Consider the following 17,611-nt stretch of genomic DNA (forward strand, 5'->3'; position numbering starts at 1 on the left):
CATTATTAGAATTATCTCACAATAATTGATTTTTGAGTTAATTATTCATACGTCTTATATCGTCCTATCCTTTTAAACGTTCACTACATTTTTTTAAAACAATTGTGAACATGATAGAAATCTGCGCTAGTTTTCAAGCAACCTTATAAAAAATTCCTACAAAAAAAGCTCTGAACCAAAGGTCCAAAGCTTTCTATTATTTAACTGATTGATTGCGCCAAAGTTCAACGAGATTCCCGAATATCACATCATCTGATATCCCGAGATGCTCAATACTTTTATCATAGAGTGGTTTACACGTTTCTACAGAAACAGACTGTCTCGACTCAATATCATAGCATGTTCCGTTTTCTAACTTTAGATCATAGGCGGCTTTGTAATAGTATTTATCCGTTTTAACTGAACCATAACGAAATACAACAGAGCTTTCTTGATCATCTAACAAGTTTTGGCCCATGTGATGGTAGTTGTCTTTATTCATTCCAAAAAGATGCAGCAACGTTGGCATAATATCTACTTGTCCGCCTGCTTTGTTTATTTCTTTTCCATCAACACCTGGTACATGCATGAACAATGGTATGCCATCCTTTACTTCAAGCTCACCAAGTTTATCTGCTTTTGTGTTAGCAAATAGGGTTGAGCCCGTATTCGCCTGCATATATCCGCTATCATGATCACCATAAAAGACAACGACTGAGTTTTCCCATAAGCCTTCTTTTTTCAATTTCTCTATAAAAGTTCCAACTGCCTGATCAACATAATGAACAGACTGAAGATAGTTTCGAAGGTTTACATCGCCTACATCATCAATGTCCAAGTTTTGATACTGAGCTGGCATCGTGTAAGGATAATGTGAAGTCAAGGCAATTAAAAATGAATAAAATGGATCTTCGCCTTCCTTCATAATATCAACGGATTGCGTGAAGAAAGATTCATCTCCTAAAGACCAGCCGATCTGCTCACCCTTTTTAAAATCTTCAATACTATGAAACTCATTGAATCCGAGGTTTGGATAGACGATGTAACGATTCCAAAACCCAGGTTTGTATGCATGATAGGCTGCTGTGTCATATCCGTTCTCTTTCATAATGAGCGGCAGCGAATCATACTCGTTACGGGGAAACCTTACATATGCTGAACCTGTTGCAAGCGGATAGAAGGATGTATTCGCTGCAAACTCCGCATCCGATGTACGTCCACTCGCTGTTTGATGATGGATATCACTAAAATAGAGTGATTCTTTTTTTAACTTATTCAAGTTTGGCGTAATCTCTTGTCCGTTTACTTTTTTATCGATAACATAGCTTTGGTAAGCCTCCAGTTGAACCATAATTAGGTTCTTCCCTGCTGCTTTTTTTTCGTAAACTGTTTGAACAGCAGGTTCCTTATTTTTATCCCGGAACCAAGCTTGAGCGTCTTTGCGATCTTTCGCACTGACTTCCTTCTTATTTAATACATACTCATCTAAGTACTTATACGTATCAAATCCATGAAAACCGAACAATCCTGTTACTTCGTATACCCGCATGCTCGATAACGTCTTATCAAAAAGGTAAGCTCCTCCCTTTTCAACGAAATCGTGAAGTGGATAGAAGAACAGCCACGCTCCAGCAGCACCAGCAACTAAACCTGTTGCAAGACGAAGAGCAGGGTTTGCGTTTTTGTTATGTGGAATTTTTTTATAAAGTACTACTAAGAGTACTGTGAAAATCAGAACATCACCGAACAATAAGAAATCTTTCCAAGTAAAAAGATCACCAACCGAACTGCCGAGTGAGCTCATCTGTTTTATTTGTAATAATACGGCGCTCGAGATCAAGTCCTCGAAATATCTGAAATAAATCGCATCTGCTAGGATAATGAATGAAAGTATAAAATCTACGATGATGAGGGCAATCAATTGCTTTCTGAGTTTCAGAAAAATTGTCCAGAATGAAGCTAATATGATCGCTCCGAATGAAACGAGCAGAATCCCTTCTCTTAGTGGTGAGAAAGAAGCATCATTCACAAAGAAGTTAAACAATCGTTTAAACATTTCAATGATTCCGTATTGCGAGAAAAGGGTATCAGACTGATTAGAAAACCATGTTAATTTCCAGCCGATGAGGATAACAAACATACTATAAATGAGAAGAGATATGCTTAACGACTTTATTTGCTTTTTCATCTTAGCCACCTTTACAATTACTTTTAATATAGAACCATTATGTAAATGCTACTATTTTTGAACACATTTTTCAATGTTATCCATCCTATTCCCTATTTTTCCAAATCTATATCTTAAATTGTTCTAACGTTTGTACCTTTTTGTGGGGATAATGATGACATGATTTCATTTATTCAACGTGTTGTTGTACGCTAATACAAGAAAGACTCACAAGGAGATCATTAACTAATGAAAAGAATCACTCTACTATTAGTTGCAGCATTTTTAATTGGTGTTAGTTACGCAGTATATGAACAAACAGTTGCTGAAAAACAAAATGTACAGAACGATTTCCCCACTATTAATATGAAAGTAGCGAAAGCAAAAGATGAAGTAAGCATTTCAGATGTTCCGTTGATTATGCAAAAACCCGAGTTAGATAGAGGCTGTGAAGTCACTTCACTAGCGATGCTGCTTCAATATGCTGGCGTGGACGTTGGAAAGATGGAACTAGCCAAAGAAATAAAAAAAGACAACACACCTTATAAAAATGACAACGGTACTTATTATTACGGCAATCCGAACGAAGGTTTTGTTGGTGATATCTACACTTTTGATAAGATGGGTTATGGCGTCTATCATGGTCCTGTGGCTGATTTAGCAGAAAAGTATTTGCCCGGTAAGGTCAGTGATTTAAGTGGACAATCTTTTGAGGAAGCAGTGCTACAGCCTTTATCCGATGAAAAACCGGTGTGGGTCATCATAAACGCAAAATATCAAAAACTTCCGGAGTCAGAGTTCCGTAAATGGAACACGCCGACAGGAGAAGTGGAAATTACTTGGAATGAACACTCTGTGGTCGTCACTGGGTATGATGATGAATTTATTTACTTTAATGATCCGCTTGGTGTAGAAACAAAAGCAGCTCGTAGTGGTTTCGAGGAAGCCTGGGTGCAGATGGGTGCGCAGGCGATAACGATAAAATAACGATCGGGGTCAGACCCCCTACAAATATAAATAGCTGATTTGTATTTGTGAGGTGGACAATTAATTTAGTTCAAATAAAAAAACCTAAGTAGCCAAAAAGCCACTTCGGTTTTTTTATGATCTATCCCCATTTTACCATTTAAATGTTTTTACAATTTTTTGAAACTGTTATGTTCTCTCCTTCGTCTTACCTTCAAGTAAACATAGAGGAGGAGAATGATACGGTTAAAAAAATGTTTAGCTATGATATTTGCATTTGTACTTATTGCTACGATGATTCATCCAACAAAAACGAATGCAGCTACTTCAAAATCCATCAAAGTGTACATGGATGGAGGCAAACTTCATTTTCAAACATCACCGATTATTAAAAACAACCGTACTTTTGTAGAAATGAGACCGATTTTTGAAACTGCAGGTATCAAGCTGTACTGGGATCAAAACACTCAAACGGTTACAGGGAAAAAAGAAGTAACAACGATTAAACTCCAAATTTGAAATAAAACAGCCTATATTAACGGAAAAGCCGTTCAGTTAGATGCAGCACCTTTTGCAAAAAACAACTACACATTCGTCCCATTACGTTTCATAGGTGAAGCGACGGGATATAAGGTTGACTGGCATAAGACATTTAATCTGATCCATATTCACGAAAATCTTGAATTTGTTGAGGATCGCGCTTTTACAAAAGAACAATTAAAGGAAAACATGCTTGAAACACTTAAAGAAGGAAAATTTCCAGATTTCCCAGTTGGATTAAACGATGGGGTGGGTGTACTTTTAGATGAAGCTGGGGCACCTAAGATTTTCAGACCAGGTATTCATGAGACAGAGAAACTTGAAGAGTGGATGTATGGAGATTATTGGTTAGTATTTAAAAATGGCAACGTTAACGCGATTAAGGTCGAGCCTACACGTGCAACAATTACTATAGATGATGTTATTAACGCGCTTGGTCCTGCCGAAAACGTATACGAACATGATGTTTCAGGAAATATGATCTATGCCTACTATGAAGGATTGAATATGTATGAATTTATGTACAATAAAGAAAAAGTTATATCCATTACTTTGAAACGATGGACTTCCTTTTAATAAGGAAAGCATTTAAAAAAAAACAGCCATGAATGTTTATACATTCCGATAGCTGGTTTTTTTAATAGGTCTATTCCGGTAGATGAGACTGGCAAGAAGTATGGCTGTAGTCCCACCGGTAATATCAATGACTACATCTTCAACATGTGGCGTGCGATTTTCTGTGAAGTTTTGATGAGTTTCATCAAACGCTGCATAGCTTGCTACAAGTACGAAAGCGATGGCGGCTGACTTCCACGTTCTGTTTCCACTTATGCGTAAAGCACGGAAAGAGAAAAACCCGAGTGCAAAGAAAACGGTAAAGTGAGCTCCTTTACGAATAAAAAACTCTATAAAACTTGCTGCTCCTCGCGCTTCAACACTAACTTCAGAACCCGCATAATGGATTTTTACGTCACTGAAGTTTTTTTCGACTTTTTCTAAATCTACATATTTACCAATCTCAGGTCGAACATCTTGCTTTTGATATGGCTGAGACGATGAATAGAAAACACCTATAACAATCAATAGAACAGGAATCCACTGATATAATTTTAATTTCAATGCAAAAACTCCTTTATCCTTCGTAATTGTTCATTATACAGCATAACCAGATCTTTATGAAGAAGACCCATAAACTCACAAAAAAAAGCATCAGTTTATTAAACTGACACTTTAGAGAAGTAATTAATTTACATTGTGTAAATCAACAAGTTCATATGTAAGCTGTGTTTTGTTCTCTTTCCAGTTGATTTCAATCACTTTTCCTTTACCTGAGGGTTGTGACTTCTCTGTTTTTTGTACGTTTTGAATGTTGTTCAAAACGTATAAGTGGTATCCCTCGAGCTCTAGTTTAAACGTATTTCCTTCTAAACGTTTTTCCGTCCCGTTCGTTAAGATGCTCGTATGCATGTTAAAAGGCATGTTCATTTTGAAACACTCTCCCTCTTATTCTTACCTCTATTTTAAAAGAAGTTCAGAAGTTCGTCTAATGAAATAAAAAAGCTTGAAGAGAAGTAATTCGTTCTCTCCAAGCTTGGTAGCTATTTATCGTGCTGTTTTTCTAAATTTGAATACAAATCCGATGATAAAGGAAACAATCGTCATGATGAACATGGCAGTTGTAATGGTAGTCACACCAGAATTGATGTTGAGTGCATGATAAACTTGTACACAAATTCCGAATGGAACAGCGAAGAACAAGAATAACATACCGAAGACTGCATTCTTCGTATTATAAAGCTCTGTTTTGTGTGCAATGTCTAAAACTTTTAAACTTAAAATCCAAAAGGCACTAGTAATCGACCAGAATAGAAGTATGGAAGAAATAAATGAAGTTGAAGTCAGTCCCATAATTCGTTCAAAGAACAAATTAATATTCCCCCATACCATCACTGTTTGATAGAGTCCTAAAGCAAAAAGCGCCGACAGAAATGTAAATGCAAATCCAAAACCCGATGTAATATGTTTCACCCCAAATATACTCTCCTTCCCCAATTCCGATAAAACGAAACATGATTTTCAAATTATTTTACAATATTTTTTAGAAAATTTAAACCCTTTTGTGCACTTTTGAAAAAATTTACATAATTGTGAGGGGTCAGACTAGGGGTCTGACCCCTCACAATTACACTTTTGCTAATTTTGTTTATTCCAGAAAGACATTCTACATAATAACTTATTGCGTGTATTTTTAGGTTTACTCTTTTGTAATAAATGGAATATAATGGTTAGGTTTTACGTTGCCCTTTTAAATGCGCATTCGAAAACACTATTTAATGATGAAAGGAGTAAAGTTTAATGGATCATACTCAGGGAGGCACAAGTTATTCTAGCGATAGGATGCTTGATAGTGGTGAACAAGCTAAACTCGGTGAATTTGTAGGAGAAAAAAAGAGAGACTTTTACTTTAGTAAGTGGCAGAAAGACAATAGTTGGAACTGGGCAGCCTTCTTTTTACCCCTTTTTTGGTTAGGATATCGAAAAATGCTCAAGCCTGTTATTTACATCCTTCTTGGTTTTTTAGTAATTGACATTATCATTTTATTTCTTGGTATTGATGGGGCAGCGATCAGTAGAGGATTAGGATATGGACTTGCCGGTGCTCTAGGGATAACAGGTAATATGTTTTATAGAAAGCACGCTGAAAAACAAGTACAAGAAGTCAATCAGCTTTCTATCAGCGAAGAGGAGAAGATGCACGAACTTCGCAAACGTGGCGGCACAAGTAGGAAAGGTGCTTTCTTAGCTGTTTTAATGTTTATTGGTTATTTAGCTATTACCCTAGTATTGACACTTACTTTAGCATAAATTATCTACATAAAAGATAACTGAAATATAGAGTTATCTTTTTTGTTTAGTCAGTATTACAGTTTTTGATGGTTAAATATCGAAAATAGGAATAAACAAAAGTGTCGCAACGAATATTCGTTGCGACACTTTTGTTAGATTAAAAAATATTCAATTCACGAAAAAATCTTTTCTTTTTTGTGTATGATTTGATTAAGATTCGTCTCTAATAATGCTGCTTTATTTAGAATTCCTTTTTCAAATTGCTCAATTGTTGTTTGATCTCCGTTACTTTTAACCGGTTCAATATCAAGAATTTCTTCAAGTTGTATACGGTGCAATTGTTCTTCTGTATCTTGATTTAAACTTCTCAAGTAAATAAAAGTATCCATATCGCGATAGTTCAGTTCAATTTCAATGGCTAGTTGGTCATTCGTGTATAAGAAGGTTGTCTTCCAACTCCCATCTGTATCAACCGGTTCAGAAAATCCATAATCACGTATTAAATAGTCAAAACTTTCTTCGGTAATCGATGAGAATAAATTCATGGTTACACCTCCGTTAAAAATGTTCTACTCTATTGATGTTTCATTTAGTTTACCTGACTTCAATCCATAAAGATAATACTTATTATTTCTCTCTGCTGATACATTCTCCTCTTTTTCCTTAAATAAAACAAAAAACCACCATGGAAAGAACACGGCTGATGCCGTGTTCTTTCCTGGTGGACAAAATTGTTGTTTTGTATTTGTTTGGGGTCAGACCCCTTTTATTCTGCTACTTTGGTTACGCGTCCTTCGATCTTCGCATCCACTGTACCCGTTTTCTTCACGTAATTGATTAACGCATCCAAGTCTGTGATATTAACTGTAGGTTTTTTACCAGCTTTTAGCACAGTGAATCCATCTCCACCTGTTGCCATAAAGTTGTTAACTGTTACAGTGTAAGTAGCTCCTTTATCAAGTTCTTTACCGTCAGCAAGTTTAACTTCTTTTACTTGTCCAGTCACTTTACCGTCAGTACCTGTTTTAGAAGAGTACTTAACCGTTAGACCTGATACTTGAAGAATCTTTGCAGCACCTGTAGACCATTGTTGATTCAATAAGTCATACACTTGTTGTCCTGTTAGCTCCATCGTTACAAGGTCGTTACCGAATGGTTGAACGTTAAATAGTTCACCCCATGTGATGTCACCAGCGTCTACGCTGTCACGTACGCCACCTGAGTTCATGAATGCTAACTGTGTTCCTGTTTGAGCAGTCATCGAGTCAGCGATCAAGTTACCCATTGCGCTTTCTCCGTGCTCATTCATCTCTTTGCTGATTCCAGCTGTTGTTTTTCCAATAACAGCATCAAGTCTATCTTTTACTTTATTGTAAGCTGCATCAACCATCGCTTTAATCTCAGCATCTGGTGTGATACCTTCATGAACTGTATTTACAATTTCAGCAGATTTCTTAACGATGTCACCTGTTTTCCAATTGATAAGAAGGTCGACATCAGAGAATGCTGTTCCTGAAGAATACGATTGGACAACTAGTTTACGATCTACTACCGCGTTCGTGTACTTATGGTTATGTCCAGCATAAACGATATCTACTTCGTCATCCATCTTCTCGATCATATCGATCAGCTCACCAGATGCACCTGTTCCATCTGTATTTGAGATCGCAGGTTTGTGTGCAAGAACAACAATCGCTTCAACACCTAGTTCTTTAAGCTCTGCTGCATATTTATTGATCGCTTCAGTTTCATCTGTAAACTTAACACCTTTTACTCCACTTGGAATAACAATACTTGGCGTTTCAGTTGTAACTACACCGATGAACCCAACAGGTACGCCTTCAACTTCTTTAACTACGTACGGATCTAAGATTGGTTTTTTAGTAAACTCGTCAACTACGTTTGCCGCTACATAATCAAATTTTGCACCAGCAAAATCTCCTGTTGCCTCATGCTTACCACCAAAGATTAAGCGTTTCATCTCTTCTACGCCTTCGTCAAACTCATGGTTTCCTAGTGTTCCAACATCAAAGCCTAGTTTGTTAAAGATCTCAATCGTAGGCTCGTCCTGTAGCAGAGCAGATGCAGGAGAACTTGCTCCAACCGCGTCACCAGCATGAACTAACAATGTGTTCTCTGGATTCTCTGCTTCATGTTTCTTTAGGTAAGCAGCTAAATATTCAGCGCCACCTGCCATTTTATCTCCAACTTTTTTATATGTGTTAATCTGACCGTGGAAGTCATTCAATCCTAATAATTGAGCAGAAATGAGCGAGCTATCAAGTAAGTTGTAGATAACCGCCGCACCTTCAGCACGATTTGTTATGTCTTGTGGCGCTAATAGATTTCCAGCTTTACCGTTGATCAGTCCGTTTTGTACACCGACTGCAACTACTTCCTTCGCCCATGAACTTACTTTGTCCATATCAGCAAAGTCAGGAGTCTCACCTGCTTCTAATTTAACGTCCATCCCATATTCATAAGCTCTTACAAGCATGGCGATCATTTCTTCACGAGTTAACGTTTTAGTAGGTTCTAGTTTAGTAGGAGTCGTTCCTTTTACTAGACCAGCTTCATAAGCTGCTGCAATGTCGTTTGCTGCCCAAGCAGGTACATCTGTAAACGGTGTCTTTTTCGTTGCTTCAGGTAGATCTAACGCACGCGCAATAATAGAAATAAACTGTGCACGAGTAAGTTTCTGTTCTGGAGCAAACTTGTTGCCGCCAACACCTGATACTAGGCCTTCATTAGCTAGTTCATGGATAACTGTATATGCCCAATGCTTCTCAGAAACATCAGAAAACTTGATCGTTTCCTTTGCACTTACTACGTCTTTCCAAGTGATAGGTGTTGCTAGTACTGAAAGAGCCATAGTGGTTGCTAACATCGTACGGCTTACTTTCGAAATTGATTTTTTCGCCATGCTTATCCCCCATTTGACACAATATTTTGTACTTCCAAAGTTTATTATATATTTACAAAACAATAATGGAAGTCTTTTTTTGTAATTTATTTGTTAATATACTAATTTTAGTTAATAAGATTATTGGAAGATTTTTTATTATATTCATCTAGTAGATATTTTAAATTTCACTTTTAAATCTACCTCATTATGGTAAAATCGAATTTGCAGTAAATATTTGTCGAAATTATGCTCAAATACCAACTTTTATAAAATGAGGGGAATAAATGGTCTTTAGTAATCTCGTTTTTTTATTCATGTTTTTGCCTATTGTTCTAGCAGCCTATTTTCTGCTGCCAAAAATGTTTAAAAACTTTGTATTGTTGCTTGCTAGTCTTATTTTTTACGCGTGGGGCGAGCCAAAATATGTAATACTAATGCTTTTTTCTATACTTATGAACTATCTGTTCGGTTTGATGGTCCACAAGTATCGCAACCAGTTAAAACACAAGAAAATGGTTATCGCACTATCTGTTATTGCTAATATTGGTCTACTCGGCTACTACAAATACAGCAACTTCTTCATTGAGAATTTGAACAATGTGTTTGGTTTAAACATCTCCAACGAACCGTTGCCATTGCCGATCGGAATTTCTTTTTTCACGTTCCAGGCGATGAGTTATGTGATTGATGTTTACCGTCGTGACGCTGCTGTCCAAACTAACGTATTTGACCTGGCTCTCTATATCGCCCTCTTTCCACAGCTCGTGGCAGGTCCAATCGTTCGATACAATACGGTCGCTGAGGAAATTAAGAAACGCGTGCATAGCATTGAACTGTTTTCTGAAGGGGTTCGACGCTTTATTATCGGTCTCTCTAAAAAAGTACTTATTGCAAATCCGATGGGTGAACTTGCAGACACCCTTTTTGCCATGAACCCCGGAGACATGAGTTCTGGAACGGCTTGGCTAGGAATCATCGCCTACACGCTCCAAATCTATTTTGATTTCTCTGGATATAGCGACATGGCAATTGGTCTCGGTAAGATGTTTGGTTTTAACTTCTTAGAAAACTTTAACTATCCTTACATTTCACGAAGCGTTTCAGAGTTCTGGAGAAGATGGCACATTTCATTAAGTTCCTGGTTCCGTGATTATGTATATATTCCATTAGGCGGAAACCGAAAAGGACCTTGGAAAACATACCGAAACCTGCTTATCGTATGGACGATTACGGGCTTTTGGCACGGTGCCAGCTGGACTTTCATGGCGTGGGGCTTTTACTACGGAATCATTATCAGTCTTGAACGACTCGGTCTGAGTAAGTTTTTAGAAAAATTGTGGAGTCCGATTCAACACGTTTATGTACTCTTAATCGTCATGATCGGTTGGGTATTCTTCCGTGCTGATAGCTTTGATTACTCATTCAACTTCATTCAAACATTGTTTGGAATGAACGGAACACAAGCTCTTGATAACTCAACATTCCTTTATTTGAATGATTATGGTTATGTGTTTATTTTAGGTATCCTTTTCAGTATGCCAGTTATGGATTGGCTGAGAAAAATGTTATACCGTGAAAATAGTTTTATCGGTAGATGGGCCGTTCCGATCGTGAGTCCAGTTGTTTATATGGCTTTACTTGTATTTGTAACCATGTTCCTAGTGAACTCAACTTATAATCCATTTATCTACTTCCGATTCTAAAGACGTGAGGAGGGAAAAAATATGAAAACAATCAGCAACGTCGTACTTTCCGTTTGTTTTTTAGCATTCGTGTTTGGTATGGCACTCAAGATGGAGTATACAGAAGATCGCGCTGAATCTTATTATGAGAACCGCGTGCTTGCAAATGAACCGGAAGTGAAGATTCAAAATTTAGCCGATGGCACGTTTGCCAAAGAATATGAAAGTTACTTTAGCGACCAGTTTATCAATCGTGATGAATGGATCAAGATGTACTTAAACTGGCAGAAGATGACGAATCAAACGTATATTTATAAATACTTAATTACAGATGACCGCTGGGTTTTCCCTGAACCTGTTTCAAAGTTTGCCAAACCAAGCTACGATAAAACGATTCAATCGATGAAAGATCTCAATAAATTTACGGCTGAGCGAAATATTGAACTGTTCTACTTTTCGCTGCCAGATCGAAAAAATATTCTGGACATCCCTTATCCGTCATATACAGGACCAAACCTGGCAGAGACGAACAAAAACTATGTACTATCTAACTTGCCTATAGAACCTATGCATGTTGTTGATGTATCAGAATCATTCAAGGAAAAATATGATCAAAATGAATTAAAGAAGCTGTTCTATGTAACCGATCACCATTGGAACACAGTTGGTGCATTTGAAGGTTATAGTTTTGTGCGTAACTATCTAGCCAAAGAATCGTCTAACTTTACGGATGGCAAAGTGGATGAGGAACAATATGATATGAAGTGTTTCGACGAGAAGAAGTTTATGGGCGGTTACAACAAGCAGTTATACGGAATGATCGATTTAAACCGCGATAAAATCTGTCATATGGTATCAAAAGAATACGATATTTCTAGCTTTGAAGTATACACCGGTCCTGTTGCTAAAGAAACAAAGACAGACTGGAAAAAAGTTTATGGAAAAGCGTTAAATGAAGAAGAAGAGCTGGTAGATTATTCTGGAGTGTTTACAGGAGACTGGCGTGAATTAAACATTATCAACCCTGCCAAAAAAGAAGAGGGTAAGCGTGCATTAGTGATCAAAGATTCCTATGCTAATCCGTTGACCCAATTAGTGAGTCAGCATTATTACCAAACAACGTTTTATGATATGCGTTATAACATGGACCGTACCGTGTATGACTTCATAGAAAAAAATGAATTTGACACGGTCATCTTTTTATACAACAACGCAAACATGTTTTCTCTCATGTATGACTTCGATCTTTCTGAAAAAGCAGAGCGTGAGAAAAAAGAAAAAGAGCAAAATAAAAAGAAAGAAGATCAAGTCTATTAAATGCGTAAAAGCCCTGCCGATTGGCAGGGCTTTATTTATAGTGGTGAGGTGATGTCTTGCGTTGCCAGTAACTCATTAACAATCGGTATATCTACCGGATTCATGTTAGGTGGCAGTTTGTGAAGGGGGAAAAATTGGAGAGCGGATGTTTCCTTTTCATCAGGCATTAGAACGCCTTCGTAATTTCTACATACGTAGGCTGATACAACATTATAAACCTCATCTCCATGCGGATATTGATAATAAAATTCTGGACCCGAAAAGATGTTAAATAGAGAAATTTCATTTGCAGTCAATCCGGTCTCTTCAAACAGTTCTCTTTTCGCTGTTTCTTCTAACCCTTCTCCAGGTTCTATTGAGCCACCCGCTAAGCCCCACATGTGATTGTCCGTTCTTAATTGTAAAAGCAACTCGTTCTTATCGTTTAGTAGTAGCACACAAGCTCCCACCATGATGAGCGGCCGTGTTCCCACTACTTTTCTGAGTTCATGAATGTAGCCCATAGATAAATCACTCCTTTTTTCATCATAGACTTTTTAGACTTCTCTAAAAAAAGCATCATCCCTCTTCTGTTTTGTGACTTTTCGGACTGTGAAGTTTTATAGGGATATATTACGATGGAAATAATAATATAGACATAAAAGTTGAGGGTGAATGAATGAAGAAACGATGGTTATTATGTGGTGTGGTTACGGTGGTGTTGATGAGTATACTCGCAAAACCAGCAATAGCAGCTGATTTTCCGCGTCAGAAGCTGATCTCGAGTAAGTTTTTTAACGAATCTCAGATGATGATTGTAGAATCAAATGGCTGGGATACAAAATACGCGAAGCTTTCTACATACGAAAAAGTAAACGGTGTTTGGACGAAAGTGTTCAACGATATGCCTGCAATGATCGGTTATAACGGCTTTGCCCGAGTGATGAAAGAAGGCGGCGGCGCTTCTCCGAGCGGAATCTATAGCATGGGATTAGGATTTGGTTCTGTAGCAAAACCTGCTAACAGCAATTACCCTTATCGTGTCACCACTTCTTACGATTATTGGGTAGATGATGTTACGTCTCTTGATTACAACAAGTGGATCAATTATAGTGGTGATCCTACGAAACGATGGAAGTCATTTGAAAGGATGAATCACCCTCTATATAAGTATGGAGCAGTCATTAAATATAATGAAAATCCAATTGTAGCAGGTAAAGGAAGTGCTATCTTTCTTCATATGTGGAAGAGCTCTTCCTCAGCAACAGCAGGATGTGTAGCCGTATCAGAGACAAACATGAAAACCTTGTTAAGCTGGATGGATCCAAAGAAAAAACCACTCATGGTGATGGGGCCAACTTCTGAAGTCGATGGATATTTGTATGCGCGGAATGAGAAACTACCTGAAGTGGACGTAATGATTAACGGTGTGAAGCAGACCTTTGATCAACCTGCTGTATCCGTTGATAACCGTACACTTGCACCGTTTCGAGGCATAGGAGAAGCATTAGGTGCGAAGGTAGAATGGAATGCAGAAACCGAAACCGTAAAAGCAGTACGAAATGGTACTACGGTTGAGTTAAAGTACCTTTCGAATGTTGGAAAGATCAATGGCGAAAGCGTTCAGTTAGATACAGCTTTGATCAGTATCAATAACCGAATGGTCGTACCCGTGCGATTCTTCGCTGAAGCATTTGGAGCTGATGTGAAGTGGGATGCGTCAAGGAACTTAGTTGTAATTAACGATTGATATTGTGTGAATTTATGTGAAGACCAATATGGTAGTTTACGGGAGTGCAAGAGTGTGAATCAGGAAGTAAAAACCCTCCATGTCAGGGGATGTGTCCGCCTGACGTGGAGGGTTTTTACGTTTTGTATTTGTGTGGGGTCAGACCCCTAAAGTTCTGAACGTGTCTGGACGCTCCGTTGATTTGCCAAAGTAGTGCAGGATCGCTTCTGCGATTCTACGACTTGCTTCCCCATCGCCATAAGGGTTCGAAGCTTTTGACATTGCTTCATAAGCAGCATCATCGGTTAGCAATTCCTTCGCTAGTCCATAGATTGTCTCTTCGTCTGTTCCTGCAAGCTTCAGTGTACCTGCATCGATTCCTTCTGGACGTTCTGTAGTATCACGAAGCACAAGAACAGGAACGCCTAGTGAAGGTGCTTCCTCTTGTACACCACCACTGTCCGTTAGAATGATATGCGCACGTGATGCGAAGTTATGGAAATCTACCACTCCAAGCGGTTCGATTAAGTGAATACGGTTGTCATCCTTAAGGATCTCATCCGCTACTTCACGAACAGCTGGATTTAAATGTACCGGATATACCACTTGTACATCGTCATGCTCGTTCACTAAACGCTTAATCGCACGGAACATGTTACGCATAGGGTCACCTAAGTTTTCACGACGGTGAGCCGTTAGCAAGATCAATCGATCGTTTCCTAATTTATCGAGAACTTCATGTGTATAATCTTCTTTTACGGTCGTCTTCAATGCATCAATCGCTGTATTACCTGTTACATAGATGCTGTCGCCAGACTTGTTTTCGTTTAATAGGTTTCTAGCTGCAGTATCTGTTGGAGCAAAGTTTAAATCTGAAATAACACCCGTTAATTGACGGTTCATCTCTTCTGGGTACGGAGAGTATTTGTTCCACGTACGAAGGCCTGCTTCCACGTGTCCGACTGCGATTTTATTATAAAACGCTGCAAGACTCGCAACAAACGTTGTCGTCGTATCACCATGAACAAGAACGACGTCAGGCTTCACTTCTTTCATGATCTCATCTAGACCTTGAAGTGCACGAGTCGTTACGTCTATTAACGTTTGACGATCCTTCATGATGTTTAGATCATGGTCAGGTGTTACCCCAAAGATCTCTAGAACTTGATCAAGCATTTCACGGTGTTGTGCCGTAACCGTAACAATGGATTCGATCTGTTCGTTATATTTTTCTAACTCCAACACAAGTGGAGCCATCTTAATCGCTTCTGGTCTTGTACCGAAGATCGTCATTACTTTAACTTTTTCAGCCATTTAAAAATTCTCTCCTTTAATCAGGACATATGTATACCATTATGGGCGATTTACCCTCATTTCATGCTACTTCTTCATACGTATCCCGTCAATAGTTATCCTTTTCACAAACAAGAGCCTTACATATAATTCGTTAATAAGGCAGTTATTCCTATCGGTCGCTATAGATTTTGAAAGATTTCCCTTTCAAATGCCTTCAAATATAAAAAATCTGCCTCACTTAAAGGCAGATTTTGTTCATTCATTATTTGAACACATTATAAACATATTCTGACCATAATTTATAGCCTTCTTCATTTGGAACCAATTCATCTGTCACATATTTTTTGAGATCCTCTGAATCAACGTCTGGCCAAGCTTCCCAGTGATTGAGATACGAAATGCCTTTCTCTTTTGCATATGCCTCTAATGCACTTACTTGAGTCGCATACTTCACCGGTTTATAGATTGGATTGGATGGCTGTATGACGATGATTGCATCAGGATTCGTATAGCTGATATCATTGATCATTTTTCCTAATACATAGAGAGTATCATCAATCGTAACGCCCTCATTATCATTCATCAAAACAGGCTCAATAAGTACGACATCTGTTTTCTTTTTAACTAGCTCCGCATAGCTATCTTGACTAGTTAACTCTAAGCTATTGAATTTCCCAAAGCTCGTCGTTTCAACGGTCACATCTTTACCGTACGCCTCGTTCATTTTTGCAGTAAAAAGTGTAGCCCAATTGCCTGCTTCCGAAGTCGTTAAAGATGATCCGACAAGCGTAAGATTCAAGCTTTCACCGGCAATTTTTTTCTTGTTATATAGTTCAGCAATCCCAGAAGGAGCATTCTCAAAATGCTCTACTTTCTTTTCGCTAGCCGCTGTTTTCTCCGTTTCTGTCTTCACATTCGGAGCTTTCGCTAGTTCTAGTTTTGCCGCATATGCCGTTTCTTCTAATTTATTGTTGTAATAAAAATGTCCGCCAATCACACTAAAAACGCAAGCAATCATAACAAACACCGTTAAAAACCGACGCTTCTTCACCCGTCCCAACCCCTTATATAGTCTATTACTATAATAATGGGAAAAATTTTCTATTACAAGAAAATTGTTGAAAAATGTAAAAGGATAGATGAAGTGAGTTCCGGAAGGCGATTAACTAGGCTGATAAGACAAGGACACTATTTCTTTATTATCTTTCCTTCAAATAACCTGAAAGCCTGTTAACGAGATAATCTGTATGGCTGGTGCTTCCGGGGAGATCGTGGCCAGAGAAAGGATAATAGACCATGTCTTTATCTGTCTGTAGCAGGTTGTAAACACCATAGATGGTCTGCGGTGGACAGATTGGGTCTTTCCCTCCTGCTGAAAGTCGTACCGGACATTTAATATTTTCTGCGAGGTTTTTATTATCGAAATAAGATAACGTACTAAACACTTGTTTAAGGTGATTTGGATATTGGCGAAGGTATTGCTCTACTGAAACAAGTGAACCCTCCATCTTCAGCTGGATTGCGAGCGGAAGATCACACATATTGGGAACGTCTGCAAACACAATAGATGCTCGGTCGTCCAAAGCAGCAACCGCAAGGGCAATACCCCCTCCCATACTTGCACCATAGACCACTATTTTTTTAGGATCTAGTTCAGGAAATGTTTCTATTACATCCATTAGACGAATTACATCCATATAAACGTGACGGTAATAATACGTTCGAGGATCTAGAATACCTTGTGTGACCCAGGAACCCGTTCCTCCAGCAGGATATCCCCCGTTCGCGGATTCTCCGTGTCCTCTTATGTCGAGTGCAACAACAGCAAACCCCATCATGAGGTATTTTGCGTAGTTTGCAATCGATCCTTTATTGCCGCCATAGCCGTGTAAAACGAGCAGACAAGGAATATTATCTTTTACAAAATCAGGCTTTAAATAAAAAGCTGTGAGGTCTGTGCCGTTAAAACCTTTAAGCATGAGCTTTTGTGCAGTGATGTGTGAAATGGGATACGAAATCTCCGAGAGCCGGACTTCAAGTGGCTGGTTTTTAGATTCAGAAATCGTCTCCTCCCAAAACGTATCAAAATCTAATTCACGCGTGCTTTCAGGTATATAATCTTTCCACAGTTCATCAAACATAATGTTCAGCTCCTTACACAGCATGGATAACAGGCAATTTAGCTGTACAACCTCCAGTGCTGC

At 38.4% G+C, this 17,611-nt stretch carries 16 protein-coding genes and 1 pseudogene; 7 read left to right on the forward strand and 10 right to left on the reverse strand.

Translation table 11 applies throughout. The features are described from left to right. Positions 1-196 precede the first annotated feature (196 nt). Positions 197-2,167 (reverse strand): LTA synthase family protein, encoded by a 1,971-nt coding sequence (locus tag I5J82_RS14515; RefSeq protein ID WP_198768435.1) that lies wholly within the window; start codon positions 2,165-2,167, stop codon positions 197-199. A gap of 228 nt (positions 2,168-2,395) precedes the next feature. Here I5J82_RS14515 and I5J82_RS14520 point away from each other — a divergent pair, with 228 nt between their 5' ends. The 3 genes and pseudogenes from I5J82_RS14520 to I5J82_RS14530 all read left to right on the forward strand — a co-directional run bounded on the left by I5J82_RS14520 (position 2,396) and on the right by I5J82_RS14530 (position 4,228). Then, positions 2,396-3,133 (forward strand): C39 family peptidase, encoded by a 738-nt coding sequence (locus tag I5J82_RS14520; RefSeq protein WP_198768436.1) that lies wholly within the window; start codon positions 2,396-2,398, stop codon positions 3,131-3,133. Between the two features lie 327 nt (positions 3,134-3,460). Continuing rightward, positions 3,461-3,754: pseudogene (locus I5J82_RS20395) on the forward strand (copper amine oxidase N-terminal domain-containing protein); the annotation flags it as partial. A gap of 87 nt (positions 3,755-3,841) precedes the next feature. Then, positions 3,842-4,228, forward strand: a complete 387-nt coding sequence (locus tag I5J82_RS14530; protein ID WP_233096675.1) for a hypothetical protein — start codon at positions 3,842-3,844, stop codon at positions 4,226-4,228. A 36-nt stretch (positions 4,229-4,264) separates the two neighbouring features. Here the strand turns inward: I5J82_RS14530 and I5J82_RS14535 are convergent, their stop codons facing one another. The 3 genes from I5J82_RS14535 to I5J82_RS14545 all read right to left on the reverse strand — a co-directional run bounded on the left by I5J82_RS14535 (position 4,265) and on the right by I5J82_RS14545 (position 5,680). Beyond that, positions 4,265-4,771 (reverse strand): VanZ family protein, encoded by a 507-nt coding sequence (locus I5J82_RS14535; protein ID WP_198768438.1) that lies wholly within the window; start codon positions 4,769-4,771, stop codon positions 4,265-4,267. Positions 4,772-4,894: 123 nt separating this feature from the next. Further along, the gene (locus I5J82_RS14540; RefSeq protein WP_198768439.1) at positions 4,895-5,137 is read right to left on the reverse strand and encodes a DUF2584 family protein; all 243 of its coding nucleotides are present in this window, start codon (positions 5,135-5,137) and stop codon (positions 4,895-4,897) included. A 117-nt stretch (positions 5,138-5,254) separates the two neighbouring features. Further along, positions 5,255-5,680: a hypothetical protein gene (locus tag I5J82_RS14545; RefSeq protein ID WP_198768440.1), complete on the reverse strand. Its 426-nt coding sequence runs from the start codon at positions 5,678-5,680 to the stop codon at positions 5,255-5,257. Positions 5,681-6,007: 327 nt separating this feature from the next. Between I5J82_RS14545 and I5J82_RS14550 the strand changes: the two genes are divergently transcribed. Continuing rightward, positions 6,008-6,517 carry a DUF2628 domain-containing protein gene (locus I5J82_RS14550; RefSeq protein ID WP_198768441.1) on the forward strand — a complete coding sequence of 170 codons (510 nt, stop codon included), beginning with the start codon at positions 6,008-6,010 and terminating at the stop codon, positions 6,515-6,517. Positions 6,518-6,672: 155 nt separating this feature from the next. Here the strand turns inward: I5J82_RS14550 and I5J82_RS14555 are convergent, their stop codons facing one another. Both I5J82_RS14555 and I5J82_RS14560 read right to left on the reverse strand, forming a co-directional pair. Beyond that, a complete protein-coding gene (locus I5J82_RS14555) occupies positions 6,673-7,044 on the reverse strand; it encodes a hypothetical protein (protein WP_198768442.1) in 372 nt (123 codons plus the stop codon). Positions 7,045-7,265: 221 nt separating this feature from the next. Beyond that, positions 7,266-9,422 (reverse strand): 5'-nucleotidase C-terminal domain-containing protein, encoded by a 2,157-nt coding sequence (locus I5J82_RS14560; protein WP_198768443.1) that lies wholly within the window; start codon positions 9,420-9,422, stop codon positions 7,266-7,268. A gap of 266 nt (positions 9,423-9,688) precedes the next feature. Here I5J82_RS14560 and I5J82_RS14565 point away from each other — a divergent pair, with 266 nt between their 5' ends. Continuing rightward, on the forward strand, positions 9,689-11,107 hold the full coding sequence (locus I5J82_RS14565; protein WP_198768444.1) for an MBOAT family O-acyltransferase: 1,419 nt from the start codon (positions 9,689-9,691) through the stop codon (positions 11,105-11,107). Between the two features lie 21 nt (positions 11,108-11,128). Then, positions 11,129-12,403: an alginate O-acetyltransferase AlgX-related protein gene (locus tag I5J82_RS14570; protein ID WP_198768445.1), complete on the forward strand. Its 1,275-nt coding sequence runs from the start codon at positions 11,129-11,131 to the stop codon at positions 12,401-12,403. Between the two features lie 35 nt (positions 12,404-12,438). On the opposite strand, the gene I5J82_RS14575 is transcribed toward I5J82_RS14570, so the two are convergent. Continuing rightward, the gene (locus tag I5J82_RS14575; protein WP_198768446.1) at positions 12,439-12,906 is read right to left on the reverse strand and encodes an NUDIX hydrolase; all 468 of its coding nucleotides are present in this window, start codon (positions 12,904-12,906) and stop codon (positions 12,439-12,441) included. A 155-nt stretch (positions 12,907-13,061) separates the two neighbouring features. Here I5J82_RS14575 and I5J82_RS14580 point away from each other — a divergent pair, with 155 nt between their 5' ends. Then, positions 13,062-14,132, forward strand: a complete 1,071-nt coding sequence (locus I5J82_RS14580; RefSeq protein ID WP_198768447.1) for a stalk domain-containing protein — start codon at positions 13,062-13,064, stop codon at positions 14,130-14,132. A gap of 138 nt (positions 14,133-14,270) precedes the next feature. Here I5J82_RS14580 and wecB read toward each other — a convergent pair whose 3' ends face one another. The 3 genes from wecB to I5J82_RS14595 all read right to left on the reverse strand — a co-directional run bounded on the left by wecB (position 14,271) and on the right by I5J82_RS14595 (position 17,548). Continuing rightward, positions 14,271-15,425, reverse strand: a complete 1,155-nt coding sequence (gene wecB / locus I5J82_RS14585; protein WP_198768448.1) for a non-hydrolyzing UDP-N-acetylglucosamine 2-epimerase — start codon at positions 15,423-15,425, stop codon at positions 14,271-14,273. A gap of 244 nt (positions 15,426-15,669) precedes the next feature. After that, positions 15,670-16,458: an SGNH/GDSL hydrolase family protein gene (locus I5J82_RS20550; protein WP_198768449.1), complete on the reverse strand. Its 789-nt coding sequence runs from the start codon at positions 16,456-16,458 to the stop codon at positions 15,670-15,672. 148 nt (positions 16,459-16,606) lie between these two features. After that, positions 16,607-17,548, reverse strand: a complete 942-nt coding sequence (locus I5J82_RS14595) for an acetylxylan esterase (RefSeq protein ID WP_198768450.1) — start codon at positions 17,546-17,548, stop codon at positions 16,607-16,609. Between the last annotated feature and the right edge of the window lie 63 nt (positions 17,549-17,611).

Source organism: Fictibacillus halophilus (genome assembly GCF_016401385.1).
Taxonomy (GTDB): domain Bacteria; phylum Bacillota; class Bacilli; order Bacillales; family Fictibacillaceae; genus Fictibacillus; species Fictibacillus halophilus.